The organism is Cellvibrio sp. PSBB023 (assembly GCF_002007605.1).
GTDB lineage: Bacteria > Pseudomonadota > Gammaproteobacteria > Pseudomonadales > Cellvibrionaceae > Cellvibrio.
The window spans coordinates 4472620-4496114 of the sequence record NZ_CP019799.1; the positions used below are offsets into that span (position 1 = coordinate 4472620).

Annotated in this window: 20 protein-coding genes and 1 tRNA gene; 14 read left to right on the top strand and 7 right to left on the bottom strand. The window is 48.5% G+C overall.

The window, feature by feature from the left end:
• Positions 1-123 precede the first annotated feature (123 nt).
• The 6 genes from kdgD to B0D95_RS19390 all read left to right on the top strand — a co-directional run bounded on the left by kdgD (position 124) and on the right by B0D95_RS19390 (position 8159).
• Positions 124-1038 (top strand): 5-dehydro-4-deoxyglucarate dehydratase, encoded by a 915-nt coding sequence (gene kdgD / locus B0D95_RS19365; protein ID WP_078045403.1) that lies wholly within the window; start codon positions 124-126, stop codon positions 1036-1038.
• A gap of 10 nt (positions 1039-1048) precedes the next feature.
• Entirely contained in the window at positions 1049-2623 is a 1575-nt protein-coding gene (locus tag B0D95_RS19370) for an aldehyde dehydrogenase (NADP(+)) (RefSeq protein WP_078045404.1), read from the top strand.
• Between the two features lie 231 nt (positions 2624-2854).
• On the top strand, positions 2855-4075 hold the full coding sequence (gene zigA / locus B0D95_RS19375) for a zinc metallochaperone GTPase ZigA (RefSeq protein WP_078045838.1): 1221 nt from the start codon (positions 2855-2857) through the stop codon (positions 4073-4075).
• Between the two features lie 74 nt (positions 4076-4149).
• On the top strand, positions 4150-6276 hold the full coding sequence (locus B0D95_RS19380; RefSeq protein WP_078045405.1) for a TonB-dependent siderophore receptor: 2127 nt from the start codon (positions 4150-4152) through the stop codon (positions 6274-6276).
• 5 nt (positions 6277-6281) lie between these two features.
• On the top strand, positions 6282-7442 hold the full coding sequence (locus B0D95_RS19385) for a DUF1624 domain-containing protein (protein WP_078045406.1): 1161 nt from the start codon (positions 6282-6284) through the stop codon (positions 7440-7442).
• A gap of 24 nt (positions 7443-7466) precedes the next feature.
• Entirely contained in the window at positions 7467-8159 is a 693-nt protein-coding gene (locus B0D95_RS19390) for a DUF1826 domain-containing protein (protein WP_078045407.1), read from the top strand.
• 142 nt (positions 8160-8301) lie between these two features.
• Here B0D95_RS19390 and B0D95_RS19395 read toward each other — a convergent pair whose 3' ends face one another.
• The gene (locus B0D95_RS19395) at positions 8302-9330 is read right to left on the bottom strand and encodes a methionine synthase (protein WP_078045408.1); all 1029 of its coding nucleotides are present in this window, start codon (positions 9328-9330) and stop codon (positions 8302-8304) included.
• A 57-nt stretch (positions 9331-9387) separates the two neighbouring features.
• Complete coding sequence (locus B0D95_RS19400; RefSeq protein ID WP_078045409.1) at positions 9388-10371, bottom strand: DUF1852 domain-containing protein; 984 nt, start codon at positions 10369-10371, stop codon at positions 9388-9390.
• Positions 10372-10717: 346 nt separating this feature from the next.
• On the opposite strand from B0D95_RS19400, the gene B0D95_RS19405 reads away from it, so the two are divergent.
• From B0D95_RS19405 to B0D95_RS19415, 3 genes are all read left to right on the top strand, one after another.
• Positions 10718-11332, top strand: a complete 615-nt coding sequence (locus tag B0D95_RS19405) for a hypothetical protein (RefSeq protein ID WP_078045410.1) — start codon at positions 10718-10720, stop codon at positions 11330-11332.
• Positions 11333-11387: 55 nt separating this feature from the next.
• The gene (locus B0D95_RS19410) at positions 11388-11936 is read left to right on the top strand and encodes a PIN domain-containing protein (RefSeq protein WP_078045411.1); all 549 of its coding nucleotides are present in this window, start codon (positions 11388-11390) and stop codon (positions 11934-11936) included.
• Positions 11937-12190: 254 nt separating this feature from the next.
• Positions 12191-12598: a hypothetical protein gene (locus B0D95_RS19415; RefSeq protein WP_078045412.1), complete on the top strand. Its 408-nt coding sequence runs from the start codon at positions 12191-12193 to the stop codon at positions 12596-12598.
• A gap of 62 nt (positions 12599-12660) precedes the next feature.
• Here B0D95_RS19415 and B0D95_RS19420 read toward each other — a convergent pair whose 3' ends face one another.
• The 4 genes from B0D95_RS19420 to folE2 all read right to left on the bottom strand — a co-directional run bounded on the left by B0D95_RS19420 (position 12661) and on the right by folE2 (position 17714).
• Positions 12661-13770 (bottom strand): GTP-binding protein, encoded by a 1110-nt coding sequence (locus B0D95_RS19420; protein WP_078045413.1) that lies wholly within the window; start codon positions 13768-13770, stop codon positions 12661-12663.
• The gene (hemB, locus tag B0D95_RS19425) at positions 13767-14744 is read right to left on the bottom strand and encodes a porphobilinogen synthase (RefSeq protein WP_078045414.1); all 978 of its coding nucleotides are present in this window, start codon (positions 14742-14744) and stop codon (positions 13767-13769) included. The genes B0D95_RS19420 and hemB overlap by 4 nt, the downstream gene beginning before the upstream one ends.
• Positions 14741-16714 carry a threonine--tRNA ligase gene (gene thrS, locus B0D95_RS19430; RefSeq protein ID WP_078045415.1) on the bottom strand — a complete coding sequence of 658 codons (1974 nt, stop codon included), beginning with the start codon at positions 16712-16714 and terminating at the stop codon, positions 14741-14743. The genes hemB and thrS overlap by 4 nt, the downstream gene beginning before the upstream one ends.
• Before the next feature lie 61 nt (positions 16715-16775).
• A complete protein-coding gene (gene folE2 / locus B0D95_RS19435) occupies positions 16776-17714 on the bottom strand; it encodes a GTP cyclohydrolase FolE2 (protein ID WP_078045416.1) in 939 nt (312 codons plus the stop codon).
• A gap of 98 nt (positions 17715-17812) precedes the next feature.
• Between folE2 and B0D95_RS19440 the strand changes: the two genes are divergently transcribed.
• From B0D95_RS19440 to B0D95_RS19460, 5 genes are all read left to right on the top strand, one after another.
• Positions 17813-18409, top strand: coding sequence for a DUF2796 domain-containing protein (locus B0D95_RS19440; RefSeq protein WP_078045417.1), 597 nt, complete (start codon positions 17813-17815; stop codon positions 18407-18409).
• A complete protein-coding gene (gene hisI / locus B0D95_RS19445; RefSeq protein WP_371452678.1) occupies positions 18406-18840 on the top strand; it encodes a phosphoribosyl-AMP cyclohydrolase in 435 nt (144 codons plus the stop codon). Before B0D95_RS19440 ends, hisI begins: the two co-directional genes overlap by 4 nt.
• Before the next feature lie 130 nt (positions 18841-18970).
• Positions 18971-19492, top strand: coding sequence for a sigma-70 family RNA polymerase sigma factor (locus B0D95_RS19450; protein WP_149867955.1), 522 nt, complete (start codon positions 18971-18973; stop codon positions 19490-19492).
• Positions 19493-19501: 9 nt separating this feature from the next.
• Positions 19502-20470: a FecR domain-containing protein gene (locus B0D95_RS19455; protein ID WP_078045419.1), complete on the top strand. Its 969-nt coding sequence runs from the start codon at positions 19502-19504 to the stop codon at positions 20468-20470.
• Between the two features lie 98 nt (positions 20471-20568).
• On the top strand, positions 20569-23049 hold the full coding sequence (locus B0D95_RS19460; protein WP_078045420.1) for a TonB-dependent receptor: 2481 nt from the start codon (positions 20569-20571) through the stop codon (positions 23047-23049).
• Positions 23050-23289: 240 nt separating this feature from the next.
• Here the strand turns inward: B0D95_RS19460 and B0D95_RS19465 are convergent.
• Positions 23290-23366: transfer RNA gene (locus B0D95_RS19465), tRNA-Ile, on the bottom strand.
• Positions 23367-23495: the final 129 nt, after the last annotated feature.

Below are 23495 nucleotides of genomic sequence, written 5' to 3' on the forward strand. Positions count from 1 at the left end.
ATTATGTTTTTGATCTATTTATTGATACAAAAACAGTATTAACCCAGTCAGCAATTAAGCTTTACCAGACAGAGTCACGATGCAAAAATTTGCTCTTATTATCCAACACAGGAGCGTCATTTCGTGACTCGTTATTCTCCCAAAGAATTTGCCCAGGTAGTGGGCAGCGGCTTACTTTCTTTCCCCGTCACTCATTTTAAATCCAGTGATTTATCTTTTGATGAGGATGCCTATCGCGCTAATTTGAATTGGCTATTCAGTCATGATGCGGCGGCGATGTTTGCCGCGGGTGGTACGGGAGAATTTTTTTCGCTGACCCAGGCAGAAGTGGATCGTGTAGTGCGGGCCGCTGTGGAAGAGACGAAACACATTCCGGTGATTGCGCCTGCCGGTGGCGGTACAGCCGTATCGATTGAGTATTGCCACGCCGCAGAAGCTGCCGGTGCAGATGGTATTTTACTGTTGCCACCTTATTTAACCGAAGCCGCTAAAGACGGTGTTGCTGCCCATGTCGAGGCTATTTGTAAATCGACAAAACTGGGCGTAATTGTTTATAACCGTGCAAACCAGCGCCTTGATGATGTTGAATTGGCTCGCCTGGCAGATCGCTGCCCTAATCTGGTCGGCTACAAAGATGGTATCGGCGATATTGAATTGATGACACGTATTTATGCACGGCTTGGTGATCGCCTGACTTATATTGGTGGTTTGCCAACGGCAGAAACGTTTGCGTTGCCCTATCTTGAAATGGGTGTGACAACTTACTCATCGGCAATTTTCAACTTTGTCCCTGAATTTGCATTGGACTTTTATAAAGCCGTTCGCGCGCGCGATTACACTAAAGTGTACGCCGCATTGAATGAGTTTGTGTTGCCTTACATTGCAATTCGCAATCGCAAACAGGGTTATGCCGTTTCTATTGTCAAAGCCGGTATGAAAGTAGTCGGGCGCGATGCGGGGCCAGTGCGCACACCATTAACAGATTTAACGGAAGCTGAAGTTGCAGAATTGGCCGCGTTGGTTGCACGTATTCAATAAAGGTACCCCAATGACATTAACCGGAAAATTACTGATTGGCGCACAACAGGTGGCGGGCGATAAAGGATCTTTATTTGCCATTAATCCTGCGACTGGACAACCACTTGAGCCTGCCTATTCACTCGGTGGCGCAGCCCATGTTGAGCGCGCCTGTGAATTGGCAGAGCAGGCGTTTGATACTTATCGCCAAACTGTGCCCGCTATACGCGCGCAATTTCTGGAAAAAATTGCACACAATATTGAATCTCTTGGCGACGAATTGATTGTGCGTGCAATGGCTGAAACCGGGTTGCCCAAAGCGAGGTTGGAAGGTGAGCGCGCACGCACCTGCCATCAATTGCGTTTGTTTGCGGCCACGATTCAAGCGGGTGAACAGAATCGCCCGCGCATTGATCCCCGCCTTGCTGAGCGTAAACCGCTACCGCGGGCGGATATCCGCCAACGCCGCATCGCACTTGGGCCGGTTGCTGTGTTTGGGGCAAGTAATTTTCCATTGGCCTTTTCCGTTGCCGGTGGCGATACCGCCGCTGCACTGGCTGCGGGTTGCCCGGTGATTGTCAAAGGGCATTCAGCGCATCCGGGAACATCAGAATTAGTAGGGCGTGCCATCCAGTCGGCTGTTGCAGAATGCCAGTTGCCGGAAGGCGTTTTTTCGCTGGTGTTTGGCGCAGGCACAGAGGTAGGTGCCGCACTGGTATCCCATCCGGTGATTCAAGCGGTTGGCTTTACCGGCTCACGGGCTGGCGGAATTGCGCTGCTGCGGATTGCACAGGCAAGGCCGCAACCCATTCCATTTTACGGCGAACTCAGCGCGTTGAATCCTGTGGTGTTATTGCCCGGTGTATTAAGCGAAAAAGGCGATGACCTGGGGCGACAATTTATCGCGTCATTAACGCTGGGAGCCGGGCAATTTTGCACTAACCCCGGTTTATTGTTGGCATTGGATCAGCCCTCCCTGGAGAATTTTGTAACATCTGCTGTGACTGCTTTGCGTGAATCAAGTGCGCAAACTATGTTGAGCCCGGCAATTCACAATGCTTATCAACACAGCACTGTTTGCATCGCCCACAATAAACATGTTGAAACCCTGGCTCAGGGCATCGGCTCGGATGACCCCAACACTTGCCGTGCCGTACTCTATGCCACAAGCGCCACGGCTTTTCTGGCAGATCCGAACCTGCATGAGGAAATGTTTGGTGCTGCATCGCTTCTGGTTCGTTGTCGCGATGAGCAAGAGTTGCTGCGTGTGCTGCATCATTTAGAGGGGCAATTAACTGCAACCCTGCATTTTACGGATGCAGATTTACCCCTTGCGAGAAAACTCTTACCCGTCCTGGAGAGCAAAGCGGGGCGTATTCTTGCCAATGGTTGGCCTACTGGCGTTGAAGTGTGTCATGCAATGGTTCATGGCGGCCCCTGGCCCGCAACAACAGATGTGCGCGCCACCTCTGTAGGCACGGCCGCGCTGGAGCGTTTTTTGCGGCCGGTTTGCTATCAGGATTTACCGGATGAATTATTGCCGCCGGAATTGCGTGAAGATAATCCTCTCAAATTAAAGCGACTTGTCGACGGCCAGTCAGCTTGATTGCATCCATGTCTATCGCATAAAAAGCAGCGGCCCATAGCGGGTATCGCTGCTTTTTTGCATTTCCTGCATCTGTACATATAGGTCTCCCGCAAGATGTGTCCGATTAAGGAATTGTCCTTTTTGATGGATGTGTTATATTATAACGTATCTTTTCGGGGCGGACTTTTCGTGTCTCGAATCTCCATGGCTGCGGCAGAGCTGCTGTTATACAAATACAGGCAATCGATCATGAACCCACTTTCCTCTAACCTCCTGCCCGTTACTGTCTTGTCCGGCTTTTTAGGTGCCGGTAAAACCACACTGCTCAACCATATTCTGAACAATCGTGAAAACCGCCGTGTCGCCGTAATTGTGAACGACATGAGCGAAGTCAATATTGATTCATCGTTGATCCAAAATCAGGTTGAATTAAACCGCGCCGAAGAAAAACTGGTGGAGATGAGCAACGGCTGTATCTGCTGCACACTGCGTGAGGATTTGCTGGTGGAAGTCAACCGCATGGCCAAGGAAGGGCGCTTTGATTATCTGGTAATTGAATCCACCGGCATTTCCGAACCCCTGCCCATTGCAGAGACTTTTACCTTTGAGGATGAAGACGGCCAGAGCCTCTCGCAAGTTGCGCGCCTGGACACCATGGTTACGGTTGTTGATGCAGTGAATTTTCTAAATGATTATTACGATGCGCTCTCACTGCAAGAAACCGGCGAAAGCCTCGGAGAAGAAGACGAGCGCAACGTGGCGGATTTGCTCGTCGATCAAATTGAATTTTGCGATGTGTTATTAATCAGTAAAACCGATTTGATTTCTGCAGAACAGCTCGCCGAGCTCAATGCGATTTTAACCAAGCTGAACCCTGATGCTGAGATTATTCCCGTAGCGCGCGGCAATGTATCGCTGGATAAAGTGCTTAATACCGGTAAATTTAATTTTGAAAAAGCGCAGCAAGCACCGGGCTGGCTAAAAGAAATGCGCGGTCAGCACACACCGGAAACCGAAGAATATGGCATCAGCAGTTTTTCCTATCATGCACGCCGCCCCTTTCACCCCGAAAAAATTTATGAATTTTTCTCAAGCCCAGCGGTGAAAGGAAAGCTATTGCGTTCAAAAGGGTTTTTCTGGTTGGCATCACGCCCGCAATGGGCTGGCCAGTGGAGCCAGGCGGGCGGTATTGCGCAACACGGTGCCGCAGGTATGTTCTGGAAAGCTATTCCTAAAGAACAATGGCCTGAAGACAAAGAGCAGGTAAATTACATCATGGAAAAATGGGTAGAACCTTTTGGCGATATGCGTCAGGAGTTGGTCTTTATTGGCCAGAATATTGATAAAGATTTTGTGGTTGCGCAGCTGGATAAGTGTTTGCTCACAGAAGAAGAGGTCTTAAAAGGCCAGGATTACTGGAAAACATTGCCCGATCCATTTCCAACCTGGACGCAGGGGCATGCGCACTGAGTTGTGTGCTTAAAAAACATTGAATCTACTGACTAGTCGCTCTCGCTAATTTTTATTGTTGTGGAATCCCATTAATGTTGTTAACTGCTCGTCCAGTATTTGTTAAGCGCTCATTTATTGCGCGCGCCTGCGTCATCTCTGCGCCACTATTTGTTATATCGCCAGTGTCACTTGCCGCCGTGCCGGGACAAATTGAAGAGGTGTTGGTAACCAGCCATCAAGCCTATCGCGGTAATGCGCCCTCCGCCGAATTGCCGCAAGCCATTCAGGTGATTGATCAATCGGTGTTTAGCGATAGAGCGATTAACCGCTTTCAAGATGTGCTTGATTATTCCGCCAGTATCTCACGCCAAAATGACGGCGGCGGATTGTGGGACAGTTTTTCATTGCGCGGTTTTCCCGGCAATGAAAACATGCCCTCAAATTACTTAATCAATGGTTTTAATGCGGGGCGCGGTTTCAGTGGTCATCGCGACACCTCCAATATTGAACAAGTGGAAATATTAAAAGGCCCAGGATCAGCGCTCTATGGTCGCAGTGAACCTGGCGGAACCATTAATATTATTACGCGCAAGCCAGAGTTTGCTCAGGAGGGTTATGTAAAAGTGACTGGCGGTAGTTTTGATCAATACCGTTTGGAGGGCGATTACACCACTGGTGTGACCGACAAACTCGCGCTGCGTATCAATGGCGCTGTGCAAGATTTTAAAAGTTACCGCGATTATGTGGAAAGTGATAAACAAGTATTCACGCCATCCATAAAATATCTATTAGATAACAATGCATCGCTGTTATACGAAGCAGAATATCTCAAACAAGATCAGCTGTTTGATCGCGGTTATGTTGTATTGAATAATGATTTTGAAACTGTACCGCGCAGCCGCTATCTGGGTGAGCCGGGGGATGGGCTTACACGCATTTCCGCTACCGGTCATCAGCTTACTTATCAACAAACCTTTGCGAATGATTGGACATTTACCTCTGGTATTGGCTACCGCGAATCAGAATTAAATGGTTTTTCATCCGATGCGGAATTAGCGCGCGGACGCCAATCCTTGTATGACGGCGCTGGCTTGCTTACTCGCCAACGCCGTTATCGCGATTATGAATCGGAAGATGTCAGTGTGCGCGCTGAAGTGAGCGGCAGCCTCACAACTGGCTCATTTACGCACAATCTGATGTTGGGCATTGATGCTTATGATTACGACTTGTTTACGCTGCTCGGGCGCTATCGTGGCGCCAAAGGCAGCTACGCGTTAGATATCTATCACCCGGAATATGGTGTTGCACAGCCGGGTGTTGTGAACCCGCTTTATGCTAATCAGGAAACACAAAAAGCGGTTGGTATTTATCTACAAGATCAAGTGGTGTTATCAAGCCGTTGGCGCGCACTGCTTGGTGCTCGCCTGGATGATTACGAACAAAAAATTCATGAGCAGGTTACCAATCAATTTAATGCCGCAAAGGATTCGCGTGTATCACCGCGCGCAGGTTTGGTATTTTTAGCGGCACCTTGGTTGAACATTTACACCAGCTATTCGGAAGGTTTTGTGCCGCAGAGTGGTACGGATGCCTATGGTCGTGCTTTCGCGCCCGAAGAGAGTAAATCTATAGAATTAGGAGCAAAGATATTTGTCTCTGACTGGCAAGTCACGGCCGCTATATTTGATGCAGAAAAAACCAACATGCTAACAACCGATCCGGTAAATGCCGGATTTTCTGCTGCACTTGGCAAAGCGGGTTCAACCGGTTTTGAATTGGATGCAAGCGGCAATATTACCGATGGCCTGAGCATAATTATTTCCTATGCTTATTTGGATACTCGCTCGCTGACCGACAGTGTGAATATCGATTGGGGTGTATTGGTGCCAGAGGGTAGCCCATTGGTGAACGTGCCTGATCACAGTCTGATGTTATCGCTCAAACAATCTTTTTCAATTGCGCAGCGCAATACATCCGTGGGTGTCCGCACTCGTTATATCAGCTCACGTTTGGGCGATACGGTGAATCCGGATTACCGCCTGCCGTCTTACACGCTGGTGTCGCTTTTCGGCGATATGGGCATCACACGCGGTGTGAGTGCTGAGCTGGTGGTAGATAACCTGTTCGATGAAGTCTACGTGTATAACTCCTACTCACCGCTATGGACCTTACCGGGTGAGCCGCGCGCGGTGCGTGCAAGTGTCAAATTTGAGTTTTAATCGCGATGACAACGCCGGTTATTGAATTAAAAACCGCTGATTCGCAGCGCATTAAAAGCATTGATGCGCTGCGCGGTCTGGTGATGTTGATCATGTTGCTTGACCATGTGCGCGAGCGATTTTTTTTGCATCGTCAGGTGAGTGACCCCATGGATGTGGAAACCACCGAACCTGCGCTCTTTGCTAGCCGATTAGCCGCGCATTTTTGTGCACCTGTATTTATTTTTCTTACCGGCTTATCGGCCTGGTTGTATCAACAATCGGCGCGTGCAGAAAGCGTTAGCATTTTTTTGCTTAAGCGCGGGCTGTTATTGATCGTGCTGGAATTCACGCTAGTCACCTTTTCCTGGATGGGAAATTTCAACACGATTTATTTGCAAGTGATCTGGGCAATTGGTTTAAGTATGTTGGCCTTGGCGCTTCTGGTAAAAATGCCGCGCATCGCCCAGTGGCTTCTCGCTGTTGGCATTATCGCGCTACACAATCTGCTCACGCCTATTCAATTTTCAGTGGATGAATGGGGCTATTCACTCTGGACCATTTTGCATGACCGCAGCTATTGGATAAAAACCGATTCGCTGGCGATAAAAGTCAGTTACCCGCTATTGCCCTGGATTGGTGTGATTCTGTTGGGTTATTGCGCGGGGCCACTCTTCGCCAAGCAGATGCCTGCCGTGCGGCGCACAACCTGGCTGGTCGGCGCCGGTATTGGCAGTTTGTTATTACTCCTGCTGTTGCGCGGTTTCAATCTCTACGGTGAAACGCTGCCATGGCAAACATTTGCATCACCTGTGCAAACGCTCATGTCATTTTTTAATTTCACCAAATACCCACCCTCGTTAGATTTTCTATTGCTGACCCTGGGTGTTATGGCATTAGTCTTGGTGTGGCTAGAGCGATTTAACGCAGCTCGCTTTGTCAGTGTGCTATCACAATTTGGCGCAGCGCCCTTGTTTTTTTACCTGCTGCATTTGTATGCGCTGCTGTTTATTTACACTGTATTTTTTGCGTTTTATGGCGCAAACAAAGGCATTTATTTTGGTGTGGATTCCATTTATAGCATTTGGTTAATTAGCTTGCTGTTAGCACTGCTGCTGTATTGGCCAACAGCGATGTTTGCGGAATACAAATGCCGTTCAACCTATCGCTGGATAAAATATTTATAGCCTGAATAAACACAGGAGTTGGCGATGACAGCATTAGTAAATACCACCATGAGCACGACCGATTGGGCAATGGATCAAGATCCCGCTGTACTTGCACGCATCTATGAAGACGCCATTAGCATCGCGATTTGGCAGCGACAATTGTCGCAAGAGGTTGAGTGTTATGTGGATGAGTTGCTGTGTAAATCCAAAACCATCGCGCTGAAATTATCGGGTTCATCTGAACAACTGATGGAAGAAATTCAGCGTGTATTTCCGCCTGCATTAATCAGTATGCAAGATTCTTGTGTGAGTGCGGCGGCGTTTTATGCGGATATCCATCAGGTGTTGGATATGTTTGCCTGTTTGTTCGATGCAAAAATTCTCGGCCTGCGTATCAACACGCTTGAACATGCTATGTGCCCACGCTTCCATACCGATAATGTCGCCATTCGCTTAATCTCTACCTATTACGGTTTGGCCACTGAATGGCTGCCCGATCAATTATCCAATCGCGCGGCGCTGGGCACTGCATTTGCCAGTCAAATCAATACGCCCGGAGCCATCACTGCGAATGAAAACCATGTTCAACGTATGGCGGCGGGCGATGTAGCTTTATTCAAAGGCGAGCTTTGGGAAGGGAATGAGGGACGAGGCATTATTCACCGCTCACCAGCGCCGACCATTCAACAACCTAAGCGACTTGTGATGACTTGCGATTTGATTGAGCGCAGGTAAAAAGTACAGCTCAATAATTTTCCGACTGGGCTGATTAATCGTGCGTAGCATGCAGGTTGGGCGGGTATGTCCAACAATATAGCTGAGTTCCAGCAGGTTGGGCATTGCTGCCCAACCTGCCCATTATTTATCTCTCTTCTTCTCAGCGCGCGAGTTCCTTGCGCACAATGTCTGCTCCTGCGCTTAAGGCTTTCAGTTTGCCGAGCGCGACTTGGCGTGATAAGGGCGCCATGCCACAGTTGGTGCAGGGGCAGAGTTTGTCGGCGTCTACAAATTGCAGGGCTTTGCGCAGTGTATTAGCGACTTCCTCCGGTGTTTCGATGGTATTGGTTGCTACGTCAATCGCACCGACCATCACTTTTTTTCCGCGAATCAGTTCAAGTAGCTCCATTGGTACGCGCGAGTTGTGGCATTCCAGCGAGATAATATCGATGTTGGATTTTTGCAATTTGGGAAAAATCTCTTCGTATTGTCGCCACTCAGACCCCAGCGTTTTTTTCCATTCAGTATTGGCTTTTATGCCGTAGCCATAACAAATATGCACTGCAGTTTCGCACTTAAGCCCTTCAAGTGCTCGCTCCAAGGTAGCAATGCCCCAGTCATTCACTTCATCAAAAAACACATTAAAGGCAGGTTCATCAAATTGAATAATATCAACGCCCGCCGCCTCTAATTCTTTCGCTTCCTGGTTGAGAATTTTGGCAAATTCCCAAGCCAGTTTTTCGCGGCTTTTGTAGTGGCCATCGTAAAGCGTATCAATCATCGTCATGGGGCCGGGTAGGGCCCATTTAATGGGTTGTGTGGTTTGCTTGCGCAGAAACTTGGCGTCTTCAACAAACACCGGCTTCTGGCGCGACACATCGCCCACCACCGATGGCACGCTCGCGTCATAGCGATCCCGAATTCTAACGGTTTCGCGCTGCGTAAAATCAACGCCGCTCAGGTGCTCAATAAACGTCGTTACAAAGTGTTGGCGCGATTGCTCGCCATCACCAACAATATCAATGCCTGCCTGTTGTTGTTCCTGCAATGACAAACGCAACGCATCCTGTTTGCCTTCCAATAAGTCATCACCTTGCAATTTCCAGGGCGACCAAAGTGTCTCAGGTTGAGCAAGCCACGAAGGCTTGGGTAAGCTACCAGCGGTTGATGTGGGTAATAATGTTTTCATAGTGAATAATCTTGTCTGTTTAAACGATATAAATAAAAGATACGGATAAAGCGCGAATTAAAACGCGTAGTTAGCAGACCATTGCTCAAGAATGCTCTGGTAGGGTTTGATAAATTGTTTTTCAGCAAATTTCCCCTGTTCAATTGCTAACCTGCTGCGTTCATCTCGGTCATAAACCACTTTAGTTAATGAATAATCCTGATTTTTTAAATTGGGTTTGTAAAAAGCTCCCGCAACTGCATTTGCGTTATAAATTTCAGGGCGATAAATCTTCTGGAAGGTTTCCATAGTGCTAATAGTGCTGATCAATTCAAGGTTGGTGTAATCCACCAGCAGATCCCCAAAGAAATAAAAGGCAAAGGGCGCAACGCTATTGGGCGGCATAAAATAGCGAACCGCCAAGCCCATCTTCTTGAAATACTGTTCAGTCAATGAGGATTCATTGGGCTGGTATTCAACGCCCAGCACCGGATGCTGGTTTTCAGTGCGCCGATAGGTTTTGTTATCGGAAACACTCAGGCATATCACCGGTGGTTTATTAAAATGCGTTTTGTATGTGGCCGAGTTCACAAAGCACTGAAATAGCTTGCCGTGCAAATCGCCAAAATTATCGGGAATACTGAATGAGGATTGGTTTTTGTTGTGCTCTAACAGCAGCACACTAAAGTCATAATCGCGCACATAAGAGGAAAAGTTATTCCCCACAATGCCTTCAATACGCCGGTTGTTGTAGTGATCCAGAATAGTGGTTTTCAAGATTTCAATCGCAGGGAAGGGGTCACCATTACCCTCACGAGCAAGATCCATTTCCACAGAAATGATCTCAAGCTCCAGCGAATAACGATCACCCTTGGGGTTATCCCAATGCGCCAGGGCATTGAAACGATTGTCAATCATCGTCAGCGCATTACGTAAGTTTTCTTGTCGGCTACTTCCCCTCGCCAAATTGGCAAAGTTGGTAGTGGCGCGGGTATTGTCCGCCGGATGATAGTTCTCATCGAAACCAATGCTTTTAATGCTAAAAGTAAAATCGTTGTTCATGGTGATGTCGCAACCTGATGAAGAGGCAAGGGTAATGTCGGCTCTGGTTAAGTACAGGTTGTCTTTATACTGAAATACCAAAGTGAATAAAAACGATATAAATTCATGAAAATATGAATATTATTCATGTTGAGGTGGAGTAGTGTGGAATTTGGCCTTGAAAAGGGTGGGTTTACACTGGGGATAAGCACACCTATTGGCTTGGTTGAGTTGAATCAGCCATTGAACTGAGCCATCCTTGGCGCGCTATGTAACCGTTGAAAATTTGACCGCTTGCTATGTAAATAGGCGGATTGGCAAAGGGGCGTAGCATCAAGTGAAATGCCAGAACACAAGGAGCACACCCATGGCGTACGATGAAAATAAATATAGCGTTCAAAAACTTCCCAACCCTTTGCTATTACATTGGATCTTGAATCCCGGCTTGGCAATTAATGAAGTCATTCTCGGCCAGCGCATCCCCAAAGTCACACTGATCGACAAAACCAGCAAAGCTCCTCTAGTGGAGCGCACCTACGTCCCTTGTCCATCATGCGGTGCAATTCACCATGGCATGTTGTGGGGTAAAGGTAATGCCTTTGGTCATTGGCTTGGTTACATCTGCCCCAATTGCGAACAAAAAATTCCCTGCTTGTGGAATATTTTTAGCCTGCTGTTGCTCGCTGTACTTTCTCCTATTTGGTTCCCCCTTAAAAAAATCTACGAGCAAAAATACATCGCCTACGAACTCTCGCGTTATAAAAAAGCAGCAGCCAATATCGATAAGCCCATTAATAAATTTACCTGGATAAAAATGGGTGCATCATTTGGTTTATTGATGCTCGCGTTTTTTGTCGCCACGGAATATTTCCGTGATGGAATAACGCTGGATAAATTTATTTTCCTTGCGGGAATTAACGCAATAGGCGGCCTGTTTTTTGGTGCAGTTATGTGGTTTTTTATGGGGCGTAAGAAGGGGTGAGGTTGTGAGAGCACAGGCTTGTAGCTTGTCGCGGTGTTAAAAAAGGAGTCACTACATGAAGTGGGCATTTATCGACTACGAGAACGTAAGTAATCTGGATAAGATAGATTTGGCTGCATATGAAAAAATCATCATATTTCTCGGTGCTAAGCAACCAAAGTTAGACTTTGGTGAAAAGAAATATGACAAACTGCTAAATTTGGTCATCATACAAATGAAGGCTGTGCAGGCCAACAACCTCGATTTCCATTTGTCCTATTACTTGGGTAAGTACGACTCTATTGCGGAAAAGCAAATCGCCTTCGAGGTTATAAGCAATGACAATGGTTATTCACCTTTAATTTCCCACGTCAAAGCAAACGGGCGAGCGTGTAAACAAATAAAAGTTGAATCGCAATCTCAATATGGAAATAAGTTGGTTTCAAGTCTAACTTCAAAACCTAAAGAAAAAAGACCTCAAAAAGTGGTTAGCCTGAAGAATCATATTGCGTCCCATCTTGGTTTGAAAGGTAATGAAATTGCTATTCAAAATCAGGTTAATTATTTGTTAAATGCTAAAGTAATTTCTATAAGCAATGGCACGAGTGTTGAATATCTCGTGTGAAGCATTTTAGCAAGCCAGTAGCCCCGTATGAAGTCTAACGAAATGTGGGGTTATTTAATAAATTCATCTCCCGTATTCCGCTAGGCTCTATACAGCACGTAGGTTGGGGCCATGCCCAACAAATCTATTCAATAACCAACATGTTGGGCATTGCGGCTCAACCTACAGTAGGTGCAAACTTCCCCAAATTGGCGGTTCCCGAAGTAAAGTGATGGAAAGACATCAAATAGCTTAAAGACCAGAGCGTGAATTGTATGGGGTATAAGGTTTATTTACACAAATTTGAAAATGGTGATTCTGCAAGTATTCCCTATGACGAACTCCTGAGGATATTGCAAAAATACGGAGAGGTTGTAGAGCGCGGTTTTGGTTTGGAGTTTATTTCACAGGTTGATGATATTGCGGATAGCGTGTCATTGACGGGAAATGCAGACACAGGCATCACTGGAATTACTTTTGATCGGCCCATGAGTAACCCAAGGTTTCCCGAGATTATTTATGAACTCTTGGGTTTACCGAACACCTGCTTTTTCGGCCCTAACCTGGAGTTTGTGCATACACGCAGTGAAATGAATGAGCACTACCCACAAGGATTAGTTGAACATTTACCGGATGGACCCAAAAAAATTGCATCACCTGCTGATACATGGCCGCATGCATAACGGCATGCGGGATTTTTAATAAATTCGTCCCGTATTCCGCCAGGCTCCATACAGGCTACGCCTCACGCATTTTCGGGTTGCGGAGCTGCATTCAGTTTTTTCTCTTCCTCGCTGGCAAACAAATCAAAACTCCGTTCGATAAATTCACGCGGTGTGTCGTAGGTAATAAATACCAATTTTGTGCGGTGATCTTCGTCTGGCCATTCTGGTAAGAGTGCGGCGGGGTGGAAGATGTGTTGTACGCCGTGGATTACGACGGGGCCAGTGAAGCCTTGTACGTTAATAATGCCTTTTAAACGCAGTAAATTTGGCCCCATTAATTTGGTGATTATTTCCAGCCACATATCCAAACTTGCTTCGGTAAAGGGCGTGTCAAATACAAAGCACTGGGCTTGAATATGGTCGTTGTGGCGGTTGATGTCGTTTTGTGTTGTGCTCGCTGGTGTTAATTCGCGAAATGCCAAACGGGTTTTGGTGGTGGGTTGAATAGAAAAGGAGGTGATGTTGAGCCATTGGTTGAGCGGTGTTGCGGAGTCCATGGGTTCGATATGGTCTAACTGCAAAATGATATCGGCTCCTATTGTCCCACCCTCGGCCACTCGAACATCCGCAGTTGGATTGAGTTCGGCGAGTTGTTGCAAAAACTCAGCAACTATTTTTTCATCATCGATTAAATCGGTTTTAGTCACTAACAGTAAATCGGCAACGCCCACTTGTTTGCTCGATTCAATGTGGCGTTCGAGGGTTGCTTCGCCATTCACTGCATCTACTGTTGTCACTACACCCTGCAAACGAAATTGCAGATAAATGGAATGATCCGTCATTAAGGTGTGAATGACCGACGTCGGGTCGGCGAGGCCAGTGGTTTCGATAATCACGCGATCAAACGAGCGCTCTCCCTCGCGCGAATAACGCCAGGGAATATCACGCAGGGTTTTGGCAAAATCGCCGCGCGTGGTGCAGCACAGGCAGCCGCTGTCCAGTTCCACCACTATATCTTCCGTGGAGTGGCTCACTAATAAATGATCAAGGCCGACCTCACCGAATTCATTAATTAAAATTAATGTGCGCTCCATGCCCGGTTGTTTAACCAGTGAATTTAATAGCGTGGTTTTGCCGCTGCCTAAAAATCCGGTTAACAAATACACCGGGATGCGTTCTTTCATATTCATGATCTTCTCCAATCGGCAATGGCTTCGGCAAAGTAGCTAATAATTAAATCTGCCCCCGCGCGTTTAAACGCGAGCAGGGTTTCGTTAACCACGGCGCGCTCATCCAATACCCCGGCGGCAGCTGCGAGTTTGATCATGCTGTATTCACCGCTCACCTGATAAACCGCCAAGGGTTTTAGGGATGCCTCGCGAATACGGTATAGAATATCCAAATAGGCCATGCCCGGTTTTACCATCAAAATATCCGCGCCTTCGGCTTCATCTTGCAGGGATTCCGCAATGGCTTCGCGCGCATTGGCGCAATCCATTTGGTAAGCATCGCGCGTGCCTTTAAAGCCGCTATCCACGGCGTCTCTAAATGGCCCGTAAAAGCTCGATGAAAATTTGGATGAGTAGGACATGATGGGAATTTGCGTAAAGCCTTCGGCATCCAGTGCGGTGCGAATGGCTGCGACCATACCATCCACCATGCCGCTGGGCGCGATCATATCCACACCGGCCTGCACGGCCACTACCACTTGTTTTTGTAAATTCGCGAGGGTTTTATCGTTATCCACTTCGCGGTTGCCGGTGGTGCCGCAGTGACTGTTGAGTGTGTATTCGCAAAAACAATTGTCGCTAATCACCAGCATCTGCGGTGCTGCGGCTTTTGCAATGCGAATCATGCGCGCCATTAAACCTTGCGGGTTCCAGGTGTCTGAACCCTTTTTGTCTTTGTGGTGGGAAATACCAAACAACAAAATCGCTTTGATCCCTTTTTGCCACAGGCTGCGCACATAATCCGCCAGTTGCGTTTCCGGGTAGCGATAGATTCCCGGCATGGATTCAATCGCCACGCGCTCGGATATATTTTCTTCCACAAAGACCGGCATGATTAAATCATCCAGCGAAAACGCATGTTCACGCATGAGTTGCCGCAGAGTTGGGGTGCGGCGCAAACGGCGGAAGCGCACAATGCTGTTCGGCGAACTCATACGCAATTTTCCTGCGCGTCACACCATTGTGTGATGGGTTCGGCGATAGGCATGCGCGTGGCATTTTTTAAATAACCGGCGAGTTGTTCGACGGGAAATTTGCCTAAATCCTCACCGCTTTGGGTGCGCAGTGCGGCTGTGCCATTGGCCATTTCATCGCCGCCCACCACAATTAAATAGGGAATGCGCTGCAGCGAATGCTCACGAATTTTGTAACCAATTTTTTCATTGCGGCTATCCAACCCGGTGCGAATGTCTTGCTGTGTTAAATAGAGTTGGATTTTGTGCGCGTAACCGGCGTGTTGTTCGGTGATGGACAACACCACGGCTTGCACGGGCGCGAGCCACGCGGGTAATTTGCCGGTGTAGTGTTCCAATAAAATCCCGGTAAAACGTTCAAGCGAACCAAAGAGCGCACGGTGCAGCATGACCGGACGCTGACGCGAGCCGTCTTCGGCGACGTAGGTGAGGTCAAACCGCTCGGGTAAATTCATATCCACTTGCAGTGTGCCGCATTGCCAATCGCGACGAATGGCATCGCGCAATACAAATTCCAATTTGGGGCCATAAAATGCGCCTTCGCCTGGATTCAATTCATAGGGCAGGTTCATCGAATCGAGCGATGTAATCAAGGCACCTTCGAGCAAATCCCACACCGCATCGCTGCCCATACGATTGGCGGGGCGCGTGGATAATTTGATAGCGATATCGGTGAAACCAAAATCCTTGTAGATATCCAACACCAGTTCAACAATGGTTTTGCATTCCTGATTCATCTGTTCCGGCGTGCAAAAAATATGGGCATCGTCTTGGGTGAAATGGCGTACACGCATTAAGCCGTGCAGCGAGCCTGAAGGCTCGTAGCGATGCACCTTGCCGAATTCCGCCATGCGAATGGGTAAATCGCGGTAGCTTTTTAATCCGTGTTTAAACAGCGAAACCCCACCGGGGCAATTCATGGGTTTGAGTGCAAAGACGCGTTCATCTTCGGTAGTGGTGGTGAACATGTTCTGGCGATAGTTTTGCCAGTGGCCAGAAATTTCCCACAGGCTGCGATCCATCACATCCGGCGTATTCACTTCAATATAGCCTGCCGCTTGCTGGCGTTTGCGCATGTAATTGATGAGTTGTTGAAACAACGTCCACCCCCGTGCATGCCAAAAAATTGAGCCGGGTGCCTCTTCTTGAAAGTGCAGTAAATCCAATTCTTTGCAGAGTTTGCGGTGATCGCGTTTTTCCGCTTCTTGTAAGCACGTCAGGTGTTCCTGCAATTGTTTTTTATCGGCCCAGGCTGTGCCGTAAATGCGTTGTAATTGTTCGTTGTTGGCATCGCCACGCCAATAGGCGCCAGAAATTTTAGTGAGCTTGAAATGGTTGAGAAAGCGCGTGTTGGGCACATGGGGGCCGCGACACATATCGATGTATTCCTGATGGTAGTAAAGCCCCATGGCGTTTACTTCGGGCATATCCTCGATCAGTTTTAATTTGTACTCTTCGCCGCGCGCGGAAAATATGTCTTGTACTTGCGCGCGCGGCGTCATCACTTTTCGCACGTCGTAATCTTGCGCAATTAATTGCTGCATGCGCGCTTCAATCGCTTCGAGATCGGTTGTGGTAAATGGGCGTTCATAGGCGATGTCGTAGTAAAAACCATCATCAATCACCGGGCCAATCACCATCTTGGCGCTGGGGAATAATTGCTTCACTGCATGCCCCAGTAGATGTGCGCAGGAATGGCGAATAATCGGCAGGGCGTCGGCGTCTTTCGCGGTAATTAGCTGCAATTGTGCATCGCTGTGAATCTTATCGCTGGCATCCACTAGTGTGTTATTGACGCGTGCGGCGACTGTGGCTTTGGCAAGGCCAGCACCAATGGACTGTGCAACCGCAAGTGCAGAAATAGGCGCAGGGTAGTAGCGCACACTGCCATCTTGCAGGCTAATGGCAATAGTAGGTTCATTCTTGGTCATAGTTTTCTTCTTAGGTTTTTTTGAAAAAAATTGGTTTCGCAAAAAAATGGTTTCGTAAAAATTAAAAAGGCACGGCGGGTACGTTATGAATGCTGGCGACTGCATCGTGCTGATGCAGGCTCTCGCGGTGAATCACTTGAATATTCACCGCCGAAAATTGCGCATGTAGTGCCGCTTGCAAGCGGCGCACGGCGTCTTCCACATACATGAGGTTTTCGCCATTGAGTTTTGCGAAGGCTTGTTCATCCACGCGCTTCACCGCGGTTTGCACGGCTGTGCCCAATGCGGCTTCGATGGCATCAATTAATTCGATGATGGGTAGCTGGTTGTCATCGCTCGATGTGTTGACTGATTCACTGAGCGATACGCTAACAAGCGCCTGACTGCGTTGACTGTGCGGCGTCGCGACACTGCCGTGTTGGGCAAGCCATTCACCAATCGCATTTGCACATGGAGGCTCATAGCGCCACTCATTTTTCCAATGGGCCAGAAATGCGTCTTGCAATAATTGCCGGGAAAGTGCGGCAGAGCAGGGGCAGGTGGAGGAGTAATCGACACCCACTTGCAGGCGCAGCTCTGCTTGATTGCGGTTGCTATCCCACTGGGCATTAAGCCTGAGCGGATAATATTTCCAGCCCTCCAAATCGCTAATCAGCGCCGGGCGTTTCAATAGCAACTGTGTGCGCAGCGTTAATTGTGCGGCGGTAGAGCCAAGGCCGCGGTGGCTTTCGATCACCGCGCGCAGCAGCTTCGCAATGCCCCCCTGTGTTAATTCCATATTTGCCAAGTGTGTTTGCGCCAACTGGTACAGGCGCGACATGTGTATGCCTTTGGCGGTTCGGTTGGACAGATTGACACTGATATCCAGATGCAATTGCACCGGCGTTCCTCTACACAGACTGGGCAGTGCGATGCCGCTCATGCCGACCCAATCGATGGCATGATTAACGGGTGAAAGCTGTTGCAGGGCGACATCGGGCAAGGCGGTTGGGGCGTTCATGGGTGGATGGTTTCCTGATATGGTCAAGGTGAGCAAAATATTCTTTTATGTTATAACATAACATTATAGGGTGTTGTGTGATCAGATTGGGAGGGGGTATGTGTATTTCAGGTGGTGGCCAGTGGTTGGTCACCCGTTTTGTCAGTTGTTCCTTGGTGCTACTTGCGCCGTTTGCATGGAGTGAATCGGGGTTTGAGCACAATCACAAGTCCGCAACACTGGCGGCTCACGTGCACGGCGAGGCAAGTCTGCAAGTCAGCTTGCAGGGCGCAATCCTGGACATTCGTTTGACTGTGCCAGCCATGGACTTGCTCGGCTATGAGCAGGCACCGCATACCGCTGCTGAGAAAGTGCGGCTCCAGTCTGCCCACGAATTTCTTGCGCGCCCCGAATCCTGGCTTGATGTGGATGCCGACGCGCGCTGCACACTGCAAGGTCATCATTTGGAAAGTCCTTTTGAGGTTGAGGATCACACCCGCAAAGATCATGACAATCACACAATACACGCTGATTTTGTGCTGGAAGCGAGCTGGCAATGCGCCAATGCCAATCGGGTGAATAGCATAACCTTAAGGTTGTTTGCGCCGTTTCCACGGGTGCAGCAAGTCAATGTGGATTGGATTAATGAGGCGAGCGCAGGTATTGCCCGACTCAGTGCGAGCGAACCGCGTTTATTGTTGAGAGCCAAACAGTGAGCGCGCCCGGCTTGTTTTTGGCGATGGAAACCATGCCCAAAGGAACGCGAATAGCCTGTGCCGACTTGCTGGCGCAGTTGCACTGGAATGAGCAGGGTCTTATTCCTGTCATCACGCAAGATGTGCACACCAATAGCGTATTAATGATGGCCTGGATGAACGCCGAGGCGCTGCAGATTACCCTGCGCGAAAAGCGCGTTTGCTACTGGTCGCGCAGCCGCAATCAACTCTGGCGTAAGGGCGAAACCTCCGGCCACCAACAGCGGCTGTGCACTTTGCGTGTGGATTGCGATGGTGACTGCCTTTTATGCCTCGTCGAACAAACCGGCCCCGCATGCCACACCGGGCGTCCCAATTGTTTTTACTGGCAATTGGAGGGGGATGAGGTGGTAATTATTAGTGAGGCGAGGGCGACCAGGAGTATAGGGTGAGGTTTTAGCGAAGTAAGGAATCAGTGTCCACAGGCGGTTGTTGCGGGGCCGATAATTAATTAAGATGGAAAGTGATAATCATTATCAGTATTGGCTGTCCTTAATTGCTGGTTCGTATGGGAGACCCCTAGTGCCGCCTGAAGCTGTATCCGACCAGCAATTTGATGTCTGGTATTCAAATCATCATGACTGGCTACAAGGGTGGCTTCGGCGCCGATTGGGCGATCATTCTGTGGCCGCTGATTTGGCACAGGACACCTTTCTACGGATATGGGTTAAATCCCAATCCGACACACCTCCTGAGGTCAATGAGCCAAGAGCTTATCTCACCACCATCGCCAAGCGGTTAATGATCAACTATTGCGAGCGCCAGTCGCTGGAGCGCGCGTTTATGGCGACGCTTGAGCAATTGCCAGAACCCTTGGTTCCCTCTATTGAAGAGCAGGCGATTGTTTTGGAAACCTTGCATGAATTGGATGTGTTGCTATCCGAGCTTCCGCCTAATATTCGCTCTGCTTTTTTGATGTCTCAATTGGAGGGCGTAACTTATGAGGAGATTGCCGTTCGCCTGCAAGTAAGCGTGCGTACCGTTACACGTTACATGGCGCAGGGGTTCCGCCAATGTTTGCGCTTAATGTTAACCAGTGACTGATCCGCGAATATGGATAATCGTGCTGACGAACAGCTTACCTCCCGGGTGATTGATGAGGCCGCCGATTGGTTGGCGCGCATGCACAGCAAAAACCTGTCGGATGCTGAGAAAAATGCATGGGAGCAATGGTTGATACAGAGTGCCGAGCATCAGCGCGTGTGGAAAAACGCTGAGTTGCTTGCCGACCAATTTAATCGCCTTGAGCCTAAATTAGGGATGTCTGTGCTTGATCGACCGCGTGAGCTGGCATCCCGTCGCAGGTTCCTTCGCGCAGTTGCCACATTGTTGTTTATTCCTGCCGCTACTTGGTTTGGTGTCCAGTATTACCAGGCTAATCAAACGAATTTTTATCGCACGGCTACCGGTGAGCGCCGCGAAGTTATCTTGGCGGATCGCAGTGTTGTTGTATTGAATACCGCCACGGCGTTGAATGTAAATTTTGATAATTTGCAGCGCCTGCTGGAGCATAAAACCGGCGAAATTTTTGTGCGAACAGCACCTGATACTCACGCATCAAGCCGACCATTTCTGGTTGAAACCGATAATGGTCGAATGCGCGCTCTGGGTACGGAGTTTGTGGTCAGGCACAGCGACACAGGCACGCGCTTGTCCGTCTTTGAAGGGGCGGTCGAGATCACAACCCGCCATAGTCAATCCAGAATAATTGTTGGGTCAGGACAAGAAGTGAACTTCACAGCCCGATCTATCGATGCAATAACATCCATTCAATCAGGTGCGGGTGCTTGGCGAAATGGCGTTATCTTTGCTCAGGGTATGCGCCTTGCGGAATTCACTAAAGAGCTGGCCAGATACCGACCCGGCTTGCTGCATTGCAATCCCGCTGTTGGTGACTTACGCGTAACAGGTGTTTTCCGGCTCACGGATACCGACACTGTTCTCCGCTTGCTCGCCGATACCTTGCCTGTAACCATTGATGCGCGCACCCGTTACTGGGTGACAATCAACCCTCGCCAATAAATTTTAAAAAAATCCCATTTGGGGTGTCCGGTTTTTACGTTTCGCCTGTCATGTCTTGTGAAAACTTCGTTCACTGACTTTTGACTTGGATATAACCGATGTTTGAATACCGTACCCTTTTTCCCGCTCGCCGATTAACTCCACGCAATACAGCGATCCATACCGCCCTGGTTATTTGCACTGGCTTGGCTATCGCCAATGCCACCATGGTTCCCAGTGCATGGGCACAAGAAAATATTCCTGCTCAGGAAGTAAAAACCTATCGCATTGACGCGGGGTCATTGGAATCCGCTTTGTTGGCATTTGCTGGTCAGTCTGGCGTTAATTTGAGTCTCAATAGCGATCATTTGCAGGGTTTGAACAGTGCTGGGTTGGTGGGCGCATTTTCAGTAGAGGAGGGGTTCTCGCACTTATTGAGTGAGACCAATTTGCGCGTTGTTAAACTGGAGGAAGGCAATTACACCATTGAAACTAAACCCGCGCCGACAGCAGTGAAAGCGCTGCCTCCGGTAATAGTTACCGCGCGTACCGACAGTAATGTTGTGGAACCATCCCGCTCAGTGACGCTTATTGAAAAGGAAGAGCTGGACACTTTACGTCAAGGTTCGGACAGCCTTGCCACCTTGCTTGGAAAAGCAATCGCAGGAATGGGCGATTCGACCCACACCATCACCGAGTATGGGCAGACATTGCGAGGCAGGGAGACATTGGTGTTAGTGGATGGCGTGCCGCTGAATACTAACCGCGGTTCTTCACGCAACCTGGCCAACATCAACCTTGCCGATGTGGAGCAAATAGAAGTGTTGCGTGGTAGTAGCGCCATTTATGGCAGTGGCGCGGCGGGTGGGATTATTTCAATTCGCACGCGTAGACCCGAAGGCGAAACCCAGGCGCGAACAACAATTACCGGTGTTGTACCTTTATCAAAAATTGGCACTTCCGGATTGGGTGGTGAAGTCCAGCATTACATTTCAGCAGCAAGTGAAGCGGTGGATTACACACTGAGCCTTGGTGCCCGTCATGTAGGTGGATCATTTGATGCAAAAGGAAATCGCATTGCACCCGAGCCAAGCCAGGGCGATATGTTTGATTCAAATGTCTACAGCGCTGCGACAAAACTCGGTTTTAAAATAAATGCAGATCAGCGTTTGCAATTATCGGCCAGTTATTACGATCTGCAACAAGATACTGACTATGCCACTGATCCTAGCGTGGCAGCGCTTCCTCCGAACAGTGTTCCGGCACGCTCGATAAAAGGGCTTGATCTGGAAGAGCAAAATCGTGTCCAGAATACACTTTTGGGTGTTGATTACGAACACCGCAACATCGCGGGCAATACACTTGCGGCACAACTTTATTATCGGGATTTTTTCACCCGCTTTGCGCCATTTGATGCGCGCAGAGTTGCTGTGCGTGGCGGGAATGTTGATCAGTCAATGCAAAACTCTGAAGTCTATGGCGGGCGTTTGACGATCAAATCACCGGTTGGTGAGAGCAAAACTACCCAACTGGTGTGGGGTGGCGATTTTCACAATGAAGTCACTGATATGCCGTTGGATATTTTTGACCCAGTGATTTACGACGCAAGTGGCGGCTTGGCTTTCAAAAAAACAGGCAAACTCATTTATATGCCTGAAGTGACAACCAATGCGTCAGGTGCGTTTGCACAGTTGGAGCATCGCGTTAATAAACGCTGGTCAATTGAGGCGGGCACACGATACGACCGTGCCAAGGCAAGCTTCGATGACTTCATCCCATTATCACAATCGAAATTAGCTAATCCCGGAACAGTTACTGGCGGCTCAGTTGATTACGATGCTTGGACATATAATGCCGGAACGGTGTTTTCTTTGACCAAGGCGCATGAAATTTATGCGTCGTTTAGCCAGGGTTTTCAATTGCCGGATATTGGTTTGCAGGTCCGCAATGCAACACCTGCCTTTAATATTAATAGCTCAAATTTGCAGGCGGTAAAAACGGATACTGCCGAATTGGGTTGGCGGGGGCGCTGGGATAATTCACTGGCAACATTTAGTGTGTTTGAGTCCCGATCAGATTTAGGCGGCGTGCAAAGTTTTAATAATGGTCTTCGGCTGATCCGCACCAAAGAGCGAATTTTTGGTGTTGAAGGCGGCATTGATTATTTTACCGATGACGAGCGCTGGAGTATTGGTTCAACTATTACCTGGATGAAAGGCGAGGAGTTGCCACAAAATTCCAGTCAGTATCAGGACATGCCAGGCAATCGTATTCCGCCGTTAAAGTTTACTGCTTATGTCGAGTATCGGCCTTCAGAAAATTGGAGCCATAAACTCCAAACAACCGCATTTCAAGGAAAAGATTACCGACTTAACGGCGTTGCAAGTTTCAGCCGCAGGGATACGAATGGCTATGCCACAGTCGATTTAATTTCCCGCTGGAAAATCGATGGCGAAAGCAGTGTTGCGATGGGTGTGGAAAACCTTCTTAACCACTATTACTATCCTCTCTACAGCCAGCTTTTGCGTAGCGATAGCAATACCAGTCATTTGCCTGCAAGTGGAACGGTGTTGAAGCTAAGCTTTACCCATAACTGGTAATGGATTTTACAAGAAAGGCGCAGCCTTAATTGGCTGCGCCTTTGAATAAAATAAGGTCATCACCATCACAAAACAGCAGGCTATAAGAAAAAATTGAATGTGTTTGTTATAGCGCTGAATAATTGCGATACGAATTGTCCGTGCTGGAAGCGAAGCGCACAATTTATTTAGTAGTTGTTAAGTGACAGGAACTGCCAAATTATTCTAGCAAGAACAAAAGTTTCAGGAGGGATCTTAAAATGGTGGGCCCAGCTGGACTTGAACCAGCGACCTGCCGATTATGAGTCGGATGCTCTAACCAACTGAGCTATAGGCCCTTGAGAAGCAAAATGCAATACGCACTTTGATTTTGGAGTTGCGCATTATAGTGAGATATAACGGATGTGGCTAGGGTTAATTGTGTGGGATTTTTATCCATTAGCGTCCATAAAAAAACCGCCAGTTGG

Bases quoted from the DNA above. Each gene is read 5' to 3' on its own strand.
- B0D95_RS19370 (WP_078045404.1), top strand. From the start codon at position 1,049: ATGACATTAACCGGAAAATTACTGATTGGCGCACAACAGGTGGCGGGC.
- zigA (WP_078045838.1), top strand. From the start codon at position 2,855: ATGAACCCACTTTCCTCTAACCTCCTGCCCGTTACTGTCTTGTCCGGC.
- B0D95_RS19380 (WP_078045405.1), top strand. From the start codon at position 4,150: ATGTTGTTAACTGCTCGTCCAGTATTTGTTAAGCGCTCATTTATTGCG.
- B0D95_RS19385 (WP_078045406.1), top strand. From the start codon at position 6,282: ATGACAACGCCGGTTATTGAATTAAAAACCGCTGATTCGCAGCGCATT.
- B0D95_RS19390 (WP_078045407.1), top strand. From the start codon at position 7,467: ATGACAGCATTAGTAAATACCACCATGAGCACGACCGATTGGGCAATG.
- B0D95_RS19395 (WP_078045408.1), bottom strand. From the start codon at position 9,330: ATGAAAACATTATTACCCACATCAACCGCTGGTAGCTTACCCAAGCCT.
- B0D95_RS19400 (WP_078045409.1), bottom strand. From the start codon at position 10,371: ATGAACAACGATTTTACTTTTAGCATTAAAAGCATTGGTTTCGATGAG.
- B0D95_RS19405 (WP_078045410.1), top strand. From the start codon at position 10,718: ATGGCGTACGATGAAAATAAATATAGCGTTCAAAAACTTCCCAACCCT.
- B0D95_RS19410 (WP_078045411.1), top strand. From the start codon at position 11,388: ATGAAGTGGGCATTTATCGACTACGAGAACGTAAGTAATCTGGATAAG.
- B0D95_RS19415 (WP_078045412.1), top strand. From the start codon at position 12,191: ATGGGGTATAAGGTTTATTTACACAAATTTGAAAATGGTGATTCTGCA.
- B0D95_RS19420 (WP_078045413.1), bottom strand. From the start codon at position 13,770: ATGAATATGAAAGAACGCATCCCGGTGTATTTGTTAACCGGATTTTTA.
- hemB (WP_078045414.1), bottom strand. From the start codon at position 14,744: ATGAGTTCGCCGAACAGCATTGTGCGCTTCCGCCGTTTGCGCCGCACC.
- thrS (WP_078045415.1), bottom strand. From the start codon at position 16,714: ATGACCAAGAATGAACCTACTATTGCCATTAGCCTGCAAGATGGCAGT.
- folE2 (WP_078045416.1), bottom strand. From the start codon at position 17,714: ATGAACGCCCCAACCGCCTTGCCCGATGTCGCCCTGCAACAGCTTTCA.
- B0D95_RS19440 (WP_078045417.1), top strand. From the start codon at position 17,813: ATGTGTATTTCAGGTGGTGGCCAGTGGTTGGTCACCCGTTTTGTCAGT.
- B0D95_RS19455 (WP_078045419.1), top strand. From the start codon at position 19,502: ATGGATAATCGTGCTGACGAACAGCTTACCTCCCGGGTGATTGATGAG.
- B0D95_RS19460 (WP_078045420.1), top strand. From the start codon at position 20,569: ATGTTTGAATACCGTACCCTTTTTCCCGCTCGCCGATTAACTCCACGC.